This window comes from Variovorax sp. P4_D9 (assembly GCF_056401695.1).
The window spans coordinates 1-18294 of the sequence record NZ_JBFUIU010000089.1 but is presented as its reverse complement, the minus strand read 5'-3'; the positions used below and the strand labels follow the sequence as shown (position 1 = coordinate 18294).

At 67.7% G+C, this 18294-nt stretch carries 17 protein-coding genes; 5 read left to right on the top strand and 12 right to left on the bottom strand.

Annotated features, from left to right (window positions below; all coding sequences use genetic code 11):
* The 4 genes from AC1DY5_RS12645 to AC1DY5_RS12630 form a co-directional block, all read right to left on the bottom strand.
* Window positions 1-863 (bottom strand): amidohydrolase family protein (locus tag AC1DY5_RS12645; RefSeq protein WP_478111728.1); only part of this gene is annotated, 863 nt, incomplete at its 3' end.
* A gap of 13 nt (window positions 864-876) precedes the next feature.
* The gene (locus AC1DY5_RS12640) at window positions 877-1599 is read right to left on the bottom strand and encodes an amino acid ABC transporter permease (protein WP_478111726.1); all 723 of its coding nucleotides are present in this window, start codon (window positions 1597-1599) and stop codon (window positions 877-879) included.
* Between the two features lie 40 nt (window positions 1600-1639).
* On the bottom strand, window positions 1640-2470 hold the full coding sequence (locus AC1DY5_RS12635) for an ABC transporter substrate-binding protein (RefSeq protein WP_478111724.1): 831 nt from the start codon (window positions 2468-2470) through the stop codon (window positions 1640-1642).
* Window positions 2471-2530: 60 nt separating this feature from the next.
* The gene (locus AC1DY5_RS12630; RefSeq protein WP_478111723.1) at window positions 2531-3427 is read right to left on the bottom strand and encodes a dihydrodipicolinate synthase family protein; all 897 of its coding nucleotides are present in this window, start codon (window positions 3425-3427) and stop codon (window positions 2531-2533) included.
* A 105-nt stretch (window positions 3428-3532) separates the two neighbouring features.
* Here AC1DY5_RS12630 and AC1DY5_RS12625 point away from each other — a divergent pair, with 105 nt between their 5' ends.
* From AC1DY5_RS12625 to AC1DY5_RS12615, 3 genes are read left to right on the top strand one after another with little or no spacing between them, the layout of a single operon-like run.
* Window positions 3533-6478: an FAD-dependent oxidoreductase gene (locus AC1DY5_RS12625; protein ID WP_478111721.1), complete on the top strand. Its 2946-nt coding sequence runs from the start codon at window positions 3533-3535 to the stop codon at window positions 6476-6478.
* Between the two features lie 5 nt (window positions 6479-6483).
* The gene (locus AC1DY5_RS12620) at window positions 6484-7746 is read left to right on the top strand and encodes a M20/M25/M40 family metallo-hydrolase (RefSeq protein WP_478111720.1); all 1263 of its coding nucleotides are present in this window, start codon (window positions 6484-6486) and stop codon (window positions 7744-7746) included.
* A complete protein-coding gene (locus AC1DY5_RS12615; RefSeq protein ID WP_478111718.1) occupies window positions 7743-8477 on the top strand; it encodes an amino acid ABC transporter ATP-binding protein in 735 nt (244 codons plus the stop codon). Before AC1DY5_RS12620 ends, AC1DY5_RS12615 begins: the two co-directional genes overlap by 4 nt.
* Before the next feature lie 11 nt (window positions 8478-8488).
* Here AC1DY5_RS12615 and AC1DY5_RS12610 read toward each other — a convergent pair whose 3' ends face one another.
* Window positions 8489-9703, bottom strand: a complete 1215-nt coding sequence (locus AC1DY5_RS12610; RefSeq protein ID WP_478111717.1) for a YVTN family beta-propeller repeat protein — start codon at window positions 9701-9703, stop codon at window positions 8489-8491.
* Between the two features lie 128 nt (window positions 9704-9831).
* Here AC1DY5_RS12610 and AC1DY5_RS12605 point away from each other — a divergent pair, with 128 nt between their 5' ends.
* The gene (locus AC1DY5_RS12605; RefSeq protein ID WP_478111715.1) at window positions 9832-10389 is read left to right on the top strand and encodes a sigma-70 family RNA polymerase sigma factor; all 558 of its coding nucleotides are present in this window, start codon (window positions 9832-9834) and stop codon (window positions 10387-10389) included.
* The gene (locus AC1DY5_RS12600; protein ID WP_478111713.1) at window positions 10376-11044 is read left to right on the top strand and encodes an anti-sigma factor family protein; all 669 of its coding nucleotides are present in this window, start codon (window positions 10376-10378) and stop codon (window positions 11042-11044) included. Before AC1DY5_RS12605 ends, AC1DY5_RS12600 begins: the two co-directional genes overlap by 14 nt.
* Here AC1DY5_RS12600 and urtE read toward each other — a convergent pair whose 3' ends face one another.
* From urtE to AC1DY5_RS12565, 7 genes are all read right to left on the bottom strand, one after another.
* Complete coding sequence (gene urtE, locus AC1DY5_RS12595; protein ID WP_478111711.1) at window positions 11045-11737, bottom strand: urea ABC transporter ATP-binding subunit UrtE; 693 nt, start codon at window positions 11735-11737, stop codon at window positions 11045-11047.
* 16 nt (window positions 11738-11753) lie between these two features.
* Complete coding sequence (gene urtD, locus AC1DY5_RS12590) at window positions 11754-12629, bottom strand: urea ABC transporter ATP-binding protein UrtD (RefSeq protein ID WP_478111709.1); 876 nt, start codon at window positions 12627-12629, stop codon at window positions 11754-11756.
* The gene (gene urtC / locus AC1DY5_RS12585) at window positions 12626-13837 is read right to left on the bottom strand and encodes an urea ABC transporter permease subunit UrtC (protein ID WP_478111707.1); all 1212 of its coding nucleotides are present in this window, start codon (window positions 13835-13837) and stop codon (window positions 12626-12628) included. The genes urtD and urtC overlap by 4 nt, the downstream gene beginning before the upstream one ends.
* Window positions 13838-13849: 12 nt before the next feature.
* Window positions 13850-15430, bottom strand: a complete 1581-nt coding sequence (gene urtB, locus AC1DY5_RS12580; RefSeq protein WP_478111706.1) for an urea ABC transporter permease subunit UrtB — start codon at window positions 15428-15430, stop codon at window positions 13850-13852.
* Between the two features lie 121 nt (window positions 15431-15551).
* Entirely contained in the window at window positions 15552-16820 is a 1269-nt protein-coding gene (gene urtA / locus AC1DY5_RS12575; RefSeq protein WP_478111704.1) for an urea ABC transporter substrate-binding protein, read from the bottom strand.
* Window positions 16821-17000: 180 nt separating this feature from the next.
* Entirely contained in the window at window positions 17001-17852 is an 852-nt protein-coding gene (locus tag AC1DY5_RS12570; RefSeq protein WP_478111702.1) for a lipase family protein, read from the bottom strand.
* Window positions 17853-17874: 22 nt separating this feature from the next.
* Window positions 17875-18294 (bottom strand): alpha/beta hydrolase family protein (locus tag AC1DY5_RS12565; protein WP_478111700.1); only part of this gene is annotated, 420 nt, incomplete at its 5' end.

Sequence of the window (18294 nt, the reverse complement as noted above, 5' to 3'; positions counted from 1 at the left end):
TCGTGCATCGGATCGTCCGGATCGATGCCCAGATCCTCCGCGCTCAGGAACAGGTACTGCGGGCAGGTCTCGGCATGGATCGGCAGCCCGCGCCCGCGGGCCCAGTGGATCTGCTCGACCGCCTCGCGGCCCGACACGTGGACGATCAGAATCGGCGTGTCGATCAATTCGGCCAGCGCGATCGCGCGGTGGGTGGCCTCGCGCTCCACGGCCATCGGCCGCGAGCTGCCGTGATAGCGCGGCGCCGTCAGGCCGGCATCGAGCAGTTGCTCGGTGAGCCAGGCGATGCAGTCGCTGTTCTCGGCGTGGATCATGGTCATCGCGCCATGGCGGCGCGCGACCGCCAGCACGTCGATGATCTGCCGGTCGGCCAGCTTCAGATCGTCGTAGGTCATGTAGATCTTGAAGGAGGTGTAGCCCTTCTCGATCAGGGCCGGCAGCTCGCGCTGCGTCACGTCCTTGGTGGCGTCGGCGACGATCAGGTGGAAGGCGTAGTCGATCACCGCCTTGCCCTCCACGCGGCGGTGGTAGTCGTCGACCGCCGCCTGGATGCTGTGGCCCTTCTGCTGCGCCGCGAAGGGCAGCACGGTGGTGGTGCCGCCGCAGGCCGCCGAGCGGGTGCCGGTGAAGAAGTCGTCGGAGAAGCGCGAGCCGTCGCTGGTCGGCTGGTCGAAGTGGCAGTGGCCGTCGACGCCGCCGGGCGTTACCAGCCGGCCCGCCGCGTCGATCTCGCGCGCAGCGCCAGCGTCGAGTTGCTGCGCGATGGCGCAGATGCGGCCTTCGCGCACGCCGATGTCGGCGCGATAGCGGTCTCCGACGGTGGCGATGTCGGCGTTGCGAAGAATCAGGTCGTAGGCACTCATGGCAGGGGTCCAGCTAGCGTTGCTCGAGCACGACGTCGGGCACCACCGGCGCGCCGGTGCTGGCGTTGCCGTAGGCCCGGCCATAGTGGCGCTCGATCCGGCGCTGGATGAAGTCCCAGGCCGTGGTCATCAACAGGTAGTAGATGGCGGCGACGATGAACAGCTCGAGCACCATGAACTTCTCCTGGATCAGCACCTGGGTGCGGCGCAGCAGCTCTTCCATAGAGATCACCGAGGTGATCGAGGTGGTCTTGAGCAGGCCGTTGATGCTGTTGCCCAAGGTCGGGATGATCAGCCGCATTGCCTGCGGCATCACGATGTAGCGCATGCTTTGCGCGCTGCTGAAGCCGACCGCGCGCGCTGCATTCGTCTGGCCGACCGGCACCGACTGGATGCCGCCGCGCACCACCTCCGCGAGGTAGGCCGCCTCGTTGAGGATCAGCCCGAGCAGCGCCGACTCGACCACCGACAGCTTGAGCCCGAGCTGGGGCAGCCCGGTGTAGATGATGATCAGCTGCACCAGCAGCGGCGTGCCGCGGAAGACCCAGATGTAGAAGTGCGCCGGCGCCGCCAGCCAAGCGTGGCGGGACAGACGGGCCAAGGCCAGCGCGCATCCCACGACCAGCCCGCCCGCGATCGACGCGAGGGTCAGCCAGAGCGTAGTCAGCGCGCCGCTCAGGATGTACGGATTGAACAGGTAGTCGGCGAACCCCGACCAGCTCCAGCCTTGTCCCATGGATTTTCCTTCCTCTCTGGCTCAGTGGTGTGCGGTGCGCTCAGCTCGCCGGCCCCTTGACGACCACGACACCGTCGATCGCCTTGACGCCGTACTGGTCGAACAGCTTCTGGAAGCTGCCGTCGGCCTTCATGTCGTTGAGCGCCTTGGCCATGGCGACCGACAGTTCCTTGTTCCTCGCGGCCAGTGCCACCGGGGTCGGGAACAGGCCGTTCAGCACGCGGTCGAAATCGCCGCGCTTCTGGTATTCAGCGCCGGTGGAGTCGATCGACAGCGCCACCTCGACCTGCCCGGCGCGCAGCGCCTGGAAGGCCATCGCGAAGTTCTCGAAGGTGCGGATGGTCATGCCCTTCATGCCCTTGTCGGTCAGCTGCTTGTCGAGTTCGCGCGCCTTGCGCTCCTCGAAGCCGCCGAGCTCGACGCCGATGCTCTTGCCCGACAGGTCGTCGGGCTTGGTGATCTTGAGCGGGTTGCCCTTGGCGGTGCTGATGCTGATCGCCTGGTCTTCGTAGGGCAGCATCTGCATCAGCTTGGCGCGCTCGTCGGTGTAGAAGATGCCCGTGTTGATCACGTCCCAGCGGCCGGCCTGCAGGCCCGGGATCATGGCCGAGAACTCGATGCGCACGTACTCGGGCGTCAGGCAGAGGCGCTTGGCGATCGCCTCGCCGAGTTCAACGCGCATGCCCTTGAGGGTGCCGGTCTGGTCGACGAACTGCATCGGCGGCAGGGTCGGGTTGACCGACATGATCAAGGTGCCCTTCTTGACCAGCGCCGAGTCGGACACCGGCGACTTGCAGGCCTGGGCGTTCGCGATGCCCATACCGAGGATGAAAAGAACCGTGGCCGAGGTGAGAGCGGGAAGCAGTTTCATGGTGGTTTCCTGGTGGAGATGGAACGAGGCAAAAAAGCGGGAGATTCAAGGGAGCGGCGCTCAGGCCTTGATCGAATCGAGCAGTCCCAGGCGGTCGAGTTCGCGCCGCAGGTCGATGGCGTCGGCCTCGGGCAGCGGCAGGCGCGGCGCCCGCGGCTTGCCGACCGGCAGGCCCATCATCGTGAGACCGTCTTTCGAGGCCGCAACGTAGCGGTGGCCGCCGACCCAGCGCACGATCGGCAGCATCTCCTTGTAGAGCGCGAGCGCCGCGGGCATGTCCTGCTCGTCGGCGACCAGTTCGAACAGGCGCGCCGACATCTTCGGGATCAAGTTCGAGCAGACCGCAACCCAGCCTTGCGCGCCGAGCCAGAAGGATTCGTAGCCCAGGACGCCCGCGAACACCGTCATGCGGTCGCCGCAGAGCTCGATGATGTCGCGCACCCGCGTCACCTCGAGGGTCGACTCCTTGATGTACCTGCAGTTGTCGATGCGTGACAGCCGCGCCACCAGTTCGGGCTTGAGGTCGACATTGGCCGTGGCCGGATTGTTGTAGACCATGATCGGCACGCCGATCGCCTCGCCCACCTTGCGGTAGTGCGCGAACAGCTCGTCGTCAGTGGGCGTGCTGTAGAAGGGCGGAATGATCATCACGCCGTCGGCGCCCATGGTCTCGGCCTCGCGGCTCAGCCGCACGCATTCGTCGGTCCACTCGGCGCCGGTGCCGATCAGCACGGGCACGCGTTTTGCAGCGGTCTGCACACAGGTTTCGATCACCAGCTGCCGCTCGTCAGGCGTCAATGACAGGAATTCGCCGGTGCTCCCCAGGGGAATCAGTCCGTGGATGCCCTCCTCTATCTGCCAGTCGACCAGCTTCTTCAGGGCCGGCACGTCCACGTGCTTTCCGTCGGCGGTCATGGGGGTGATGAGCACCGTATAGGTGCCTCGGAACGCTGTCATTGCCAGTCCTCGGTGAAAAATTCGGGTGACGAAGTATTTGTATACGGTTAGTATACGTATACATTGAACCGCGTCAAAGTGGTTTTTTTTCTTCGCACTGTTTTCATGAGCGCCAGACTGACCCACCCTTCCATCGCTGCGGGCGGCCGCCCGATCCGCTTCTGGTACGACGGCCAACCCGTCGACGGCCTCGAAGGCGAGAGCGTGGCCGCGGCGCTCGCGGCCAGCGGCATCCGGCAAATGCGGCACACGCGAGACAGCGGGCGCCGCGGCATGTATTGCGGCATGGGCGCCTGCTTCGACTGCCTCGTGACCATCGATGGCCGGGCCAGCCAGCGCGCCTGCCTGACCAAGGCGGCGGACGGCCAGCAGATCCGCTCGACGATGCCGTCGGGCACGGCCGCGGACCCACTGAAGCCGCTCGCGCCCGAAGCGGCAGCCGAACCCTTGCAGCGCGAAGTCGATGTGCTGGTGGTCGGTGCCGGCCCGGCCGGCCTTTCGGCGGCACTCGCGGCCCGCCGCGCGGGCGCCCGGGTGCTGGTGCTCGACGAGCGGCTGCAGTCCGGCGGCCAGTTCTACAAGCCGCTGGCACCGTCGCATCAGGCGGCAACGCCATCCGACCGGCAGTTCGCGGACGGCCTCGCGCTGGAACGCGAGGTGCTCGGCGCGGGCGTGGCGGTGCAGCAGGGCGCCCAGGTCTGGGCCGCCTTTTCCCCGAGCGAAGTCAGTGCGCTGATCGACGGGCGGGCGACCCACATTCGTTGCAGGCAGTTGGTGATCGCGCCCGGCGCCTACGAGCGGCCGGTGCCCTTCCCGGGCTGGACCCTGCCCGGCGTGATGACCACCGGCGCCGCCCAAACACTGGCGCGGGCCTACCGCGTCGCGCCGGGCACGCGCGTGCTGATCGCCGGCAACGGGCCGTTGAATCTCCAGTTGGCCGCGGAGCTGCTTGCCGGCGGGGCCCAGGTTGTCGCGGTGCTCGAATCGGCGCCCCGGCCTTCGGCGCGCGACTGGCGCCAGTTGCTGACGGCTGCGCGCACCGCGCCCGACCTGCTGCGCCAGGGCTGGGGCTACCTGCGGCACCTGCGCGCCCACAAGGTGCAGATACTTTGGGGCCATGCGGTGGTCGCCGCCGAGGGCGCCGGCGAGTTGCAGGCCGTGCAGGCCGCGCGGCTCGACGCCCAAGGCCGCGCCACGCCCTCCCCGGCGCTGCGTTTCGAGGCCGACACGCTGTGCCTGGGCTACGGCTTCATCCCGTCGACCGAACTGGCGCGGATGCTGGGCTGCGAGCACCGCGTGGCCGATCGGCATCTGGGCTATCTAGCGACCGTGACCGGCGGCGACGGCGCGACCAGCCTGCCCGGCGTCTTCGTGGTTGGCGATGGCGCCGACCTGGGCGGCTCGCGCGTCGCCCTGGCGCGCGGCACGCTGGCCGGGGTGGCGGCGGCGCGCAAGCTCGGCCTAACGGCGTCCGAACCGCTCGGGACGCAGGGCCGGCTGCGCCAGGCCGAGTGCTTCCAGCAGGCGCTATGGTCGCTGTATGAAGCCCCGCCCGTCACGCTCGACGCGGTCAGCGACGACACCCTGCTGTGCCGCTGCGAGGAGATCAGCTTCGGCTCGGTGCGCGAGCAGATCCGCGCCGGCCGCGACACGCTGGCCGCACTCAAGCGCAACACGCGGCTCGGCATGGGCCGCTGCCAGGGGCGCTACTGCGCGGTCACCGCGGCCAGGCTGGTCAGCGAGATGACCGGGCGCCCGCCCGAGGTCGAGCAGTACTTCGCGCCGCGGCCGCCGGCCAAGCCGGTGCCGGCCGGCGCGCTCGGCTTCGAGAAGCCCGAGTGGGGCGGCCACAAGCCTGCCATCACGCCGAACCTCGCGCGCCCGGTCGAGCACGCGCCCTTCGAAGCGATCCGCACCGACGTGCTGGTGATCGGTGCCGGCGTGCTCGGCTCCTGCCTCGCCTACTACCTCTCGAAGGCCGGCCAGGACGTCACGGTGGTCGACCGGGACGACATCAACCTGCAGGCCTCGGGGGCCAACGCCGGCAGCCTGCACGTGCAGCTGCTGTCCTTCGATTTCGGCGCCAAGGCGCAGGAAGGCGGTGGCCCGGCCGCGGCGACCCTGCCCCTCGGACCGATGTCGGTACGGCTCTGGCAGGACATCGAAGCCGACTGCGGCGAAGACCTCGAGATCAAGATCACAGGCGGCCTGATGGTGGCCGATAGCGAAGCCGGCATGCGTTTCATCGAGGCCAAGGCGGCGCTCGAACGCAGCCATGGGATCGACGCCCAGGTGATCGACGGCAGCGAACTGCGCCGGCTCTCCCCAGCCCTGTCGGAAGAGCTGCTGGGCGCCGAACTGTGCCCGATGGAAGGCAAGATCAATCCGCTGCGCGCGACCTATGCAGTGGCCTCGCGCGCGCAGCAGCAAGGCGCGCGCTTCCTTCGCGGCTGCAACGTGAGCGACATCGAGCGCCGGCCCGGCGACGGCGGCGGCTTCGTGGTCCACACCTCGCGCGGCATCCTCCACGCCGGCCGGGTGGTCAACGCCAGCGGCGCCTGGTCGAGCACGGTCGGCCACATGCTCGGCGTGAAGATCCCGGTCAATGGGGCGCCGCTGCAGATGATCGTCACCGAGCCGGCGCCGCCGCTGGTCAACCACCTGATCGCGCACGCCGACCGCCACCTGAGCCTCAAGCAGGCGGCGACCGGCGGCCTGATCATCGGCGGCGGCTGGACCGCCGCCTTCCACGAGGGTATGCGCCTGAACCGCGCCGAGCGCGCCAGCATCGAGGGCGGCCTGTGGGTCGCGCGGCAGGTGCTGCCAGCCGTCAGCGGGCTGCACATGGTGCGCTGCTGGGCCGGCATGAACGTCAACATCGACGGCGCTCCGATCATCGGCGCCGTGCCGGGCCTGCCGGGTTTCTACAACGCCGTCACCTCGAACGGCTATACGCTGGCGCCGGTCACCGCGCGGCTGGTCACCGACCTGATCGTGCATGGCCGCACCGACATCGACATCACCCCTTTCCGCATCGACCGCTTTCTTTGACTCAAATGACCGAACGCTCTTCCGCCCGCGACACGATGCGCCACTTCATCGACAGCCATTTCGACCAACAGGTCGAGACTCTCGCACGGCTGGTGCAATGCCCGTCCGACAACCCGCCCGGCGACTGCGCCGCGCACGCCGAACTCACGGCCCGGCTGCTCGAGGCCATGGACCTGGAGGTCGAGCGCCATCCGGTGCCGGCCGACTTCGCGCAACAGCACGGCATGCAAAGCGTCACCAACCTGATCGTGCGCGAGCGCTTCGGCGACGGACCGGTGGTAGCGCTCAACGCGCACGGCGACGTGGTGCCGCCCGGCTCGGGCTGGAGCAGTTCACCCTACGGCGGCGAGGTGCGCGACGGCTGGCTGTACGGCCGCGGCGCCGCGGTCTCGAAGTCCGACTTCACGACCTACGCCTTCGCATTGCGCGCACTCAAGCAGCTGCGCTCCATCGGCACGCCGCTCGCGGGCACGGTCGAACTGCACCTGACCTACGACGAGGAGACCGGCGGCATGACCGGCCCAGGCTGGATTCTTTCGCAGGGTCTGAGCCGGCCCGACTACGTGATCTCGGCGGCTTTCTCGCACCACGTCGTGGTCGCGCACAACGGCTGCCTGCACCTCGAGGTGACGCTGCGCGGCAAGTCCGCGCACGCGGCGCGGCCCGAAACCGGCGCCGATGCGATCGAGGCGGCCGCCACGCTGCTGCCCGCGCTGTACCGCCATCGCGACCAGCTGGCCGAACGGCCATCGCAAACCCCCGGCATCACGCACCCGACGATGGTCGTCGGACTGATCGAGGGCGGCATCAACACCAACGTGGTGGCGGACACGCTGACGCTGCGGATCGACCGCCGCATCGTGCCCGAGGAAGTGCCCGAAGCCGTCGAGGCCGAGCTGCGCCGGGTCATCGAGGACGCCTGCGGCCCCCTGCCCGGCATACGCGTCGAGATCCGACAGATCCTGTTGGCCCGGCCGTTCGCGCCCGCGCCCGGCGCGCAGGCCTTCGCCGAGCTGATATGCCGAGAGGCCAGCGCCGTGATGGGCAAGCCGGTGACACCGATCGGCGTGCCGCTCTACACCGATGCGCGGCTCTACAGCGAAGCCGGCATCCCGACCGTGATGTACGGCGCCGGGCCGGAGTCGCTGCTGGAGGCCAACGGCCACCGTGCCGACGAGCGCGTGCCGCTCGATGAACTGCGCAAGGCGACGATCGTGGTCGCCAACACGCTCGTGCAACTCCTGACCCCGCCAGAGGAACCCCGATGATCGAAATCAACCAAGTGAGCAAGTGGTACGGCAGCTTCCAGGTGCTGACCGACTGCACGACCCGCGTCGAGAAGGGCGAGGTCGTCGTGGTCTGCGGACCCTCGGGCTCGGGCAAGTCCACGCTGATCAAGTGCGTGAACGCGCTGGAGCCGTTCCAGAAGGGCACGATCACGGTCGACGGGGTCTCGGTCGGCGATCCGAAGATCAACCTGAACCGGCTGCGCTCGCGTGTCGGCATGGTGTTCCAGCATTTCGAGCTCTTCCCTCACCTGTCGATCGAGCAGAACCTGTCGATCGCTCAGGTCAAGGTGCTCAAGCGCTCGGCCAGCGAGGCGCGGACCCGCTCGATGGTCCTGCTCGAACGGGTCGGCATGAAGGCCCATTCGCACAAGTACCCGTCGCAACTCTCGGGCGGCCAGCAGCAACGCGTGGCGATCGCCCGCGCGCTGGCGATGGACCCGATCGCGATGCTGTTCGACGAACCCACCTCGGCGCTCGACCCCGAGATGGTCAACGAGGTGCTCGACGTGATGGTGCAGCTGGCGCGCGAGGGCATGACCATGATGTGCGTCACGCACGAGATGGGCTTTGCGCGCAAGGTCGCAAACCGCGTGATCTTCATGGACCGCGGCGCCATCGTCGAGGACTGCGCGAAGGAGGAGTTCTTCGGCAATCCCGCGGCGCGCTCCGACCGGGCACAGCAGTTCCTGTCGAAGATCCTCCAGCACTGACTCGCCGGCCGCTACTGCGCCTGCACCGTGACCCGCGCCATCATGTAGGGGTGCACCGAGCAGACGTAGTCGACCACGCCGGCCTTCGCGAAGACGCGGCTGAAGCTCTGACCCGGCAGCATCTCCTGCGTGCCGGGCGCGCCGTCGTTGAAGGCCAGGCCGTGCGGCGCGCCGTCGTCGTTGGTCCAGGTCACGCTGTCGCCTGCATTGATCGCGAGCTGCGCCGGCCCGAAGGCGAAGTTGTTGATCGAGACCTTCGCACCGTTTCCGGCGGCCCGGTGCTGCACCGCCACCTTGCGCGGCGCATTGCCCACCGGGATGGTGACCAACGGCCCGCCCGCGAGATCGACCAGGCTGACGTCGTTCGATCCTTCGTTGGTCACCAGGACCTTCTTGCCGCCGGGCAGCACGTCGACCCAGTGCGGCTGCTTGCCGACCGCGATGCTGCCGGTGGGGGCCTGCGTCGCCGGGTCGAACRGCAGCAACTCGCCCGGCCCCTGCACCACCACCACTCCGAAGCGCGCGCCCGCGAACAGGTGCGCCACATGCGGCGAGACGCCGGTCGGGATCTGCCCGACCGGCTTGTTGGAAGCCGTGTCGAACACCTGCACCGCGCTGACCCCGGCCATCGTCACGTAGAGCGTCTTGCCGTCGGGGCTCAGTTCGAGGTCGCGCGGGGTCTTCTCGATCGGCACGCTGGCGGCGACCTTGCGCGTCGCCAGATCGATCACCACCAGCGCGAAGTTGCCGGGCGCCTGCGACGACACATAGGCCTTCCTGCCGTCGGGACTGACCGTCAGCGTGTGCGGCTTGGGCACCGGCACCGTCGCCGCGACCGCATGCGTGGCGGCGTCGACGAAGGCGACCCGGTCCTCGCCGTTCACGGCCACCAGCAGCCAGCGGCCATCGGGCGAGATGGCCAGGCCCTGCGGGCCCTTGCCGACCTCGACCGTGTCGACGATGCGGTCGCTGGCCGTGTCGATCACGCTGAGGCTGGAGGCACTGGCGCCGCTGACGAAGACCTGGCGGTCGTTGCGACCGACCGCGATGCCGTCCGGGCCCGCGGCCACCGGCACCGTCGCGATCAGCTGTTGCGAACCGGTGTCGATCACGCTGACCGTGTTGTCCTTGAAATTGCCCACGTAGGCCTTGACACCGGCGGCGAAGGCGGGGTTGGCCAGCAGCAGGGCCGCCAATGCGGTCGGAAGAATCGAATGCAGCTTCATGGAAGGACTCCTGAACAGAGGGGAAAGGAACAGAATCGGCAACAGGCATGACGGCGCCGGCGCCTTGGCTATTCCCGAAGCGCGGAATAAAAATCGACCCCGCACCGTCAAGCGCGGGAAGGAACCCGTTGAACGAACGCACCCGCCGATTCGAAGCCGCGGCCCTGCCGCACCTGCCTGCCGCGTACAACCTCGCGCGCTGGCTGCTGCGCGACGACCGGCAGGCCGAGGACGCGGTGCAGGAGGCCTACCTGCGCGCCTTTCGCTTCTATGACGACCTGCGCGGCGACGCGGCCCGCCCCTGGCTGCTGGGCATCGTGCGCAACGCCTGCTACGACTGGATGCGCCAGCACCGCCGCCTGGCCGACCAGGTCGAATTTGACGAGTTGCGCGACAGCGGCAGCGAAGGCGCCGCGGGTTTCGGCGACCCGGCCGTGGCCTGGGAACGGCAGGCACGCGGCCTGCGCGTGAATGCCGCGATCGAGGCGCTGGCGCCGCCGTTTCGGGAGGTCATCGTGCTGCGCGAACTGGAGGAGATGTCATATGAAGACATCGCGCGCATCGCCGGCGTTCCGATCGGCACGGTGATGTCGCGCTTGTCGCGCGCGCGCGCCTTGCTGCGCAGCGCGCTGCAGGCGGAGGCCCCGCAGGAACCCAAGGAAGGAAAGCGAGATGCAAGCCTCTGAAGACGACGAACTGGGTGCGCTGATCCGGCGCGAGGGCGTTCGGCACACGCCGTCCGCGGCGCTGGCCGAACGCATCCGCGCCGATCTGCAGCGCCAGGCGCCCTCCCTTCGCCCGCCACGCCCGTCGGCACCCTCTCGCTGGCTGCAGGCCATTGCACTGTTCGGCGCCGGCGCAGCCACCGCCTGGGGCCTGGCGCTCGCGCTGCTGGTGGCGCCGATGCAGGATGCGACCGGCGACGCCGTCACCGACAGCCACGTGCGCTCGCTGATGGGCTCGCACCTGGCCGATGTGGCGTCCGCCGACCAGCACACGGTCAAGCCCTGGTTCGCCGGCAAGCTCGATTTTTCGCCGCCGGTGGTCGACCTGGCTGCCGAGGGCATGCCGCTCACGGGTGGCCGCCTGGACTACATCGACGGGCGTCCGGCTGCCGCGCTGGTCTATCGTTCGGGCCCGCACGTGATCAACCTGTTCGTCTGGCCCGCACCGGGGGCGAAGCCGCAAGCCCCGCAGCTGCTCGTCAAGCGCGGCTACAACCTCGCGCACTGGACCCAGGCCGGCATGCAGGCCTGGGCGGTCTCGGACCTCAATGCGGCAGAGCTGAAGGCCTTCTCGGACCAGGCCAGCCAGCGAATGGCCACGGCGGCGGCGCCCTGATCAGATCGCCACCAACTGGCGCACCCCGTTGGCTTCCATGTCCTTGCCCAGGCCGCGCGCGATGAATTCGCCGCGCTCCATCACGAGGTAGTCGTCGGCCAATTCCTGGGCGAAGTCGTAGTACTGCTCACACAGCACGATCGCCATGTCGCCGCGATCGGCCAGCATGCGGATCACGCGGCCGATGTCCTTGATGATGCTGGGCTGGATGCCTTCGGTCGGCTCGTCGAGGATCAGCAGCTTCGGCTTGGGCGCCAGGGCGCGCGCGATCGCCAGTTGCTGCTGCTGGCCGCCCGACAAGTCGCCGCCGCGCCGGTTCAGCATCTGCTTCAGCACAGGAAACAGCTCGTAGAGTTCGGGCGGAATCGGCGTCGCGCCCGACTTGTAGGCCAGGCCCATGCGCAGGTTTTCCTCGACCGTCAGGCGCGCGAAGATCTCCCGGCCCTGCGGCACGAAGCCCATGCCGGCGCGGGCCCGTTCATAGGGCGTCTTCTTCTGGATCGGCGTACCGTCGAACTCGATGCTGCCGCCCTTGATCGGCACCAGGCCCATCAGCGACTTGAGCAGCGTGGTCTTGCCGACGCCGTTGCGGCCCAGCAGCACCGTGACCTTGCCGAGCCGGGCCTCGAAGCTGAGGTCGCGCAGGATGTGGGAGCCGCCGTAGTACTGGTGGATGTTCTTGACGCTGAGCATGTTGTTCCCTTCCCGATCAGCGGCCGAGGTAGACCTCGATCACCCGCTCGTCCGCCTGCACTTCATCGAGCGTTCCCTGCGCCAACACCGAGCCGTCGCACAGCACCGTGACGATCTCCGAGATCGTCCGGATGAAACTCATGTCGTGCTCGACCACCATCAGCGAGTGCTTGCCCTTCAGAGTCAGAAACAGCTCGGCGGTGCGCGCCGTCTCCTCGTCCGTCATTCCCGCCACCGGCTCGTCGAGCAGCAGCAGCTTGGGGTCCTGCATCAGCAGCATCCCGATCTCCAGCCACTGCTTCTGGCCGTGGCTCAGGTTGCCTGCCAGCCGCAGCACGCTGTCTTCGAGATGGATCGTGTGCAGCACCTCGGCCAGCCGGTCGGACTGCGCCGAATCGAGCCTGAACAGCATCGAGGCCTTGACGCCCTTGTCGGTCTTGAGCGCGAGCTCGAGGTTCTCGAACACGGTCAGGTGCTCGAAGACGGTCGGCTTCTGGAACTTGCGGCCGATGCCGAGCTGGGCGATCTCGGCCTCCTTGTGGCGCAGCAGGTCGATGGTGCTGCCGAAGAACACCGTGCCCTGGTCGGGCCGGGTCTTGCCCGTGATGATGTCCATCATCGTCGTCTTGCCCGCACCGTTGGGGCCAATGATGCAGCGCAGTTCGCCTGGCGCGATGTCGAGCGAGAGCTTGTTGATCGCCTTGAAGCCGTCGAAGCTCACGCTGACGTCTTCGAGGTAGAGGATGCGGCCATGCGTGACATCGACTTCACCGGTCGCATGCCGGCCATAGCCCGCCGCGCGGCCGCCGGACTCGGTCTGCAAGGCGTGGTCGACCATGCCACCATGGCGGGCGATGCGCTCGGCGCCGGCGTCCATCAGGTCAGGCGTCATGCGCGCGCTCCCTTGGCTTCGACTCCCAGCGGCGCCAGGGCCGAAGGCTCGACGCCCTGCTCCGCCGCCACCGCGCGCTGCGCTTCGCGCCGGCCTTCGCTCGGCGCCTTGACCCTGGCCTTCCATTTCTTCACCAGGCCGACGATGCCGTCGGGCAGGAAGAGCGTCACAGCGATGAACAACGCGCCGAGGAAGTACAGCCAGTATTCGGGGTAGGCGACCGTCAGCCAGCTCTTCGCGCCATTGACGATGAAGGCACCGATGATCGGCCCGACCAAGGTCGCCCGGCCGCCGACCGCGGCCCAGATCGCGATCTCGATCGAATTGGCGGCGCTCATCTCGCCCGGGTTGATGATGCCGACCTGCGGCACGTACAGCGCACCGGCTACGCCGCACATGATGGCCGAGATGACCCAGATCGTGAGCTTGTAGCCGAGCGGGTTGTAGCCCGAAAACATTACGCGCGTCTCGGCGTCTCGGATGGCCTGCAGCACGCGGCCGAACTTGCTGCCGATCAGCCACTTCGAGAACAGGAAGAAGCCCAGCAAGGTGAGGCCGGTCAGCGCGAACAGCGTCATGCGCATTTCCTGCGTCTGGATCGGAATGCCGAGGATGCGCTTGAAGTCGGTGAAGCCGTTATTGCCGCCGAAGCCGGTCTCGTTGCGGAAGAACAGCAGCATCGCGGCGAAAGTCATGGCCTGCGTGATGATCGAGAAATACACGCCCTTGATCCGCGAGCGGAAGGCGAAGAAGCCGAACACGAAGGCGATCAGGCCGGGCACCGCGACGACCAGCACCAGCGTGGCGATGAAGCTGTCGCTGAAGGCCCAGTGCCAGGGCAGGGTCTTCCAGTCGAGGAACACCATGAAGTCCGGCAGGTCGCTCTTGTAGTTGCCGTCGCGCCCGATCTGGCGCATCAGGTACATGCCCATCATGTAGCCGCCGAGCGCGAAGAACAGGCCGTGGCCCAGCGACAGGATGCCGGTGTAGCCCCAGATCAGGTCCATCGCCAGCGCACAGATCGCGTAGCACATGATCTTGCCGACCAGCGCTACCGCGTAGTCGCTCATGTGCAGCGCGCTGCCCGTTGGCACCATGATGTTGAGCACCGGCGCGACCGCGCAGACCACGATCAGCGCGACGATGAAGACGGTCCAGCCCTTTCCGCTGAGCAGCGGGCCTTTGGTGGGAAGTTTGTTGGAAGACATGAGTGGGTTCGCCTAGGCTTCCGCGCTGCGGCCCTTCATCGCGAAGATGCCCTGCGGACGCTTCTGGATGAAGATGATGATGAAGACCAGCACCGCGATCTTCGCGAGCACCGCACCGGCCCAGCCTTCGATGAACTTGTTCAGGATGCCGAGGCCCATGGCCGCGTAGACGGTGCCCGCGAGCTGGCCGACGCCGCCCATCACGACCACCATGAACGAGTCGACGATGTAGCTCTGTCCGAGGTCCGGGCCGACATTGCCGATCTGCGACAGTGCGCAGCCCGCCAGGCCGGCGATGCCGGAACCGAGCGCGAAGGCGTAGGTGTCGATGCGCGCCGTGTTGACGCCCATGCACGAGGCGATCGGGCGGTTCTGCGTGACGCCGCGCACGAACAGGCCGAGCCGCGTGCGGCCGATCAGCCAGGCCATCGCGAGCAGCACCAGCACGGCGAAGATGATGATGCAGATGCGGTTCCACGGCAGCACGACGTTGCTCAGCATGGTCAGCCCGCCGCTCATCCACGACGGGTTCTCGACGCCGACGTTCTGGGCGCCGAAGATCGAGCGCACCAGTTGCTGCAGCATCAGCGAGATGCCCCAGGTGGCCAGCAGCGTCTCGAGCGGCCGGCCGTACAGGAAGCGGATCACGCCGCGCTCGAGCACCGCGCCGACCAGCGCCGACGCCAGGAAGGCCACCGGGATTGCCGCCACGAGGTACCAGCCGAAGGCCGACTCCGGAAAGTAGCGCTGGAAGATGCCCTGCATCACATAGGTGGCGTATGCGCCGATCATCATCAGCTCGCCGTGCGCCATGTTGATGACACCCATCAGCCCATAGGTGATCGCCAGGCCGAGCGCGGCCAGCAGCAGCACCGAGCCCAGGCTGATGCCGCTGAAGATCGCGTTGATGCGGTCGCCCCAGACCAGCGAGCCGTCGATGCTGCTGATCGACGCCACGATCGCCGCCTTGACATCGGCCTCGGTCTCGTCGGCGAGGCGCTGGTTCAGCAGCAGCTTGGTCTCGGGGCTGCGGCTGGCGCCCAGGTCCTTGGCGGCGGCCAGGCGCTTGCCCTTGTCGGTGCTCGTGAGCATGCTGGCGGCGCGCACCAGCTCGAGCTGCGCCTTGATCTTGGGGTTGGTCTCGGCGACCAGCGCCTTCTCGACCATCGGCAGCCGCGACTCGTCGGGCTCCTTGAACAGCGCGAGGGCGGCCTCGGAGCGCACCGCGTCGTCCTTGCTCGTGAGCTTGAGCGCGGCCTGCGCGGCGTCCAGCGCGCCGCGCATCATGTTGTTGTTGACCACGTCCTCGGCGTCCTCGGGCAGTTTCTGCTCGGCGCCGGTGACCGGGTCGTAGGCCTTGTCGTCCTTGATGACGAAGACCTTGTCGGCGGTAAACTTCACCGCGTCATCCGACATGGCCTGGATGAAGGCCGCGGTCTTCTCGTCCGCCGTCGTGACAGCCTTGTTGAGTGCCGCGATGCGCGCCTCGGACTCGCCCGAAGCAATCGCCTTGGCCTCCTCGCCGGTCAACGCGTGACCAGGAAGAGCCAGCAGCAGCAGGAACGCCGCCAGGCAGGAGGTAATGAAGCGCATAGGAGTACGAAGGCGGCGTTCTGTGTTCCAGAAACACCGCGGAACCGGCTTCGCCGGGCCGCTGGTGTTGCCCCCTAGAGGGGGAGCTCGCTACACGAAGTGAGCGAGATTCGGGGGTGGGTTACATCGATTTTCCGGCCGGGTAGTCAGGCTTCTTGTCGTTGCCTTCGATGTACGGGCTCCACGGCTTGGCCTTGACCGGACCCGGCGTCTTCCACACCACGTTGAACTGGCCGTCGGCCTTGATCTCGCCGATGAACACGCTCTTGTGCAGGTGGTGGTTCTTCTCGTCCATCTTCGAGACGATGCCCGAGGGCGCCGTGAAGGTCTGGCCGGCCATCGCCGCGATCACCTTGTCGGTGTCGGTGCTCTTGGCCTTCTCGACCGCCTGCTTCCACATGTGTATGCCGATCCAGGTGGCTTCCATCGGGTCGTTGGTCAGCGGCTTGTCCTTGTGGCCGGCGATGTTCTTGGCCTTGGCGTAGTCGCTCCACTGCTTGATGAACGCCGTGTTGGTCGGATTCTTAATGCTCATGAAGTAGTTCCAGGCCGCCAGGTGGCCGACCAGCGGCTTGGTGTCGACTCCGCGCAGCTCTTCCTCGCCGACCGAGAAGGCGACCACCGGCACGTCCTTGGCTTTCAGGCCGGCATTGCCGAGTTCCTTGTAGAAGGGCACGTTGGAGTCGCCGTTGATGGTCGAGACCACCGCGGTCTTGCCGCCGGCCGAGAACTTCTTGATGTCGGCGACGATGGTCTGGTAGTCGCTGTGGCCGAAGGGCGTGTACTTCTCGTCGATGTCGCTATCCTTCACGCCCTTGCTCTTGAGGTAGGCGCGCAGGATCTTGTTGGTGGTGCGCGGGTAGACGTAGTCGGTGCCCAGCAGGACCCAGCGCTTGGCGCCGCCGCCTTCCTTGCTCATCAGGTAGTCGACTGCGGGGATCGCCTGCTGGTTGGGTGCGGCGCCGGTGTAGAAGACGTTCTTGCTGAGCTCTTCGCCTTCGTACTGCACGGGATAGAACAGCAAGCCGTTCATTTCCTCCACGACCGGCAGCACCGACTTGCGCGAGACCGAGGTCCAGCAGCCGAAGATCACGGAGACCTTGTCCTGGCCCAGCAGCTGCTTGGTCTTTTCAGCGAACAGCGGCCAGTTGGAGGCCGGGTCGACCACCACGGGTTCGAGCTTCTTGCCCAGCACGCCGCCCTTCGAGTTGATGTCGTCGATGGCCATCAGCACCGTGTCCTTCAACACGGTCTCGGAGATCGCCATCGTGCCCGACAGCGAATGCAGGATGCCGACTTTGATGGTGTCCTGCGCGAAGGCAGGCACCGCGGACAGGCTGGCGAGAGCGACGGCGGCGGTCATCGCCTTGAGTGTGAATCGACGTTGCATGGTGACTACCTTCTCCTGGTTTGGTTGGAACGATGGAGAGGAGTCTGCGGATCGGGCCGCGGCGCGGAAATACGCCGGGTGGCGTACAGCGGTCAAGGACGCAGAAGCTGTGGATGCCTCTGCTTCAGATGCCGCTTGAGGATGACGAGCAGGTCCCGACCCTGGTCAACCGTAATTGGATCAGGGAATGAAGGCGCGGACGTAGTTGATCGGCGCGTGGTCGGCCAGCTCGCGCAGCAGCACGGACCCCGAACGCCATGCGTGCTCCGCCGCGTAACGGGCCCGGCCCTGGAGCCGGTCGGCCTCGATCTCCGATGGGCTCGGTTCCTCCACGCAGGCGCCGTCGACACAGCGGATGTAGGTGACGGCCCCGGCATGGGCGTAGAAGGACAGTGCCGGCGGCAGTTGTGTCACGACGTCGCAGCCGTCGACGATGCGCATGACGTGCAGGTCGCTCAGGGCCGAGACGAAAAGCGCATCGCCCACCCGCGGGGAGCCGAGCGTGACCAGCAGGGCCGGGTTCAGCACGCTGGCGGCCAGCGTGGCGAGCGCGGCGCCCAGGCTGTGGCCGGCAAGGATCAACCGGCTGTGCTGGCGCGCTTCGCCGGCCAGCCAGGCCTCCACCTGCGGCAGCACCGACCGCGCCGCCTCGGCGAATCCGGCATGCACGCGGCCGCCGCTCTCGCTCCAGTCGGTCTGTTGCGCCTGGAGGTTGGTTGCCAGGTGGCGAATCTCGTCGGGCTGGGTGCCGCGACAGGCGACCAGCGCGCTGCCGTCATGCGCATGAAGGCAGCCGAAGGCGTAGGTGGCGTCATCCCGGAACAGCACCGGCGCGTCGAAGCCCGCGCAAGCCAGGGCCTCGGTCAGGCGCTGGCGTTCGGCTTCGGACTCCTCCGCCCGGTAGTAGGCCAGCCGCGCGGCCTCGACCGCCCACTGCGTGGGCGTGTAGCTGCGCCCGGCCTCAAACAGCGTCGGCTGCCGCTCCGGCGTGTAGAGCGCGGCCCGGCTGGCGTCATAGGGAATGGACGGCATCGGGTGTTCCAAGAGGGCGATCCTAGGTCCGCGGCGCGGCGTGTCGGAACTGGCGCGCCACGAAGGCCCACACCAGCTTCGAGGCATCGGGTCCGGCGGCGTCGGTGAAGTGCATGCTCGACGCTCCGCCGCTCCATGCGTGGCCCAGTCCGGCGATCTCGCACAGCGTGACCATCGTCCGGCCGCCACGGTTGAAGTCGGTGACGCGCATCGGATGGCGCTTGCCGCGCTGCATCGCCCGCATCGCCCCGGGCCGGCCGCCGGTGGCCATCGCCCAGACCTCCGCGCTGCTGCCGGCGTTGCTCGGCGCAACCACGCTGTCGGCGTCGCCGTGCAGGATCAGCAGCGGCGGCAGCGTGCTGAACACCGCCGCAGCGCCCATCGCCTTGCCGACTGCAGTGGCCGGCATCGGCGGCACATGCCGGCCGCGCATGGCCCCCAG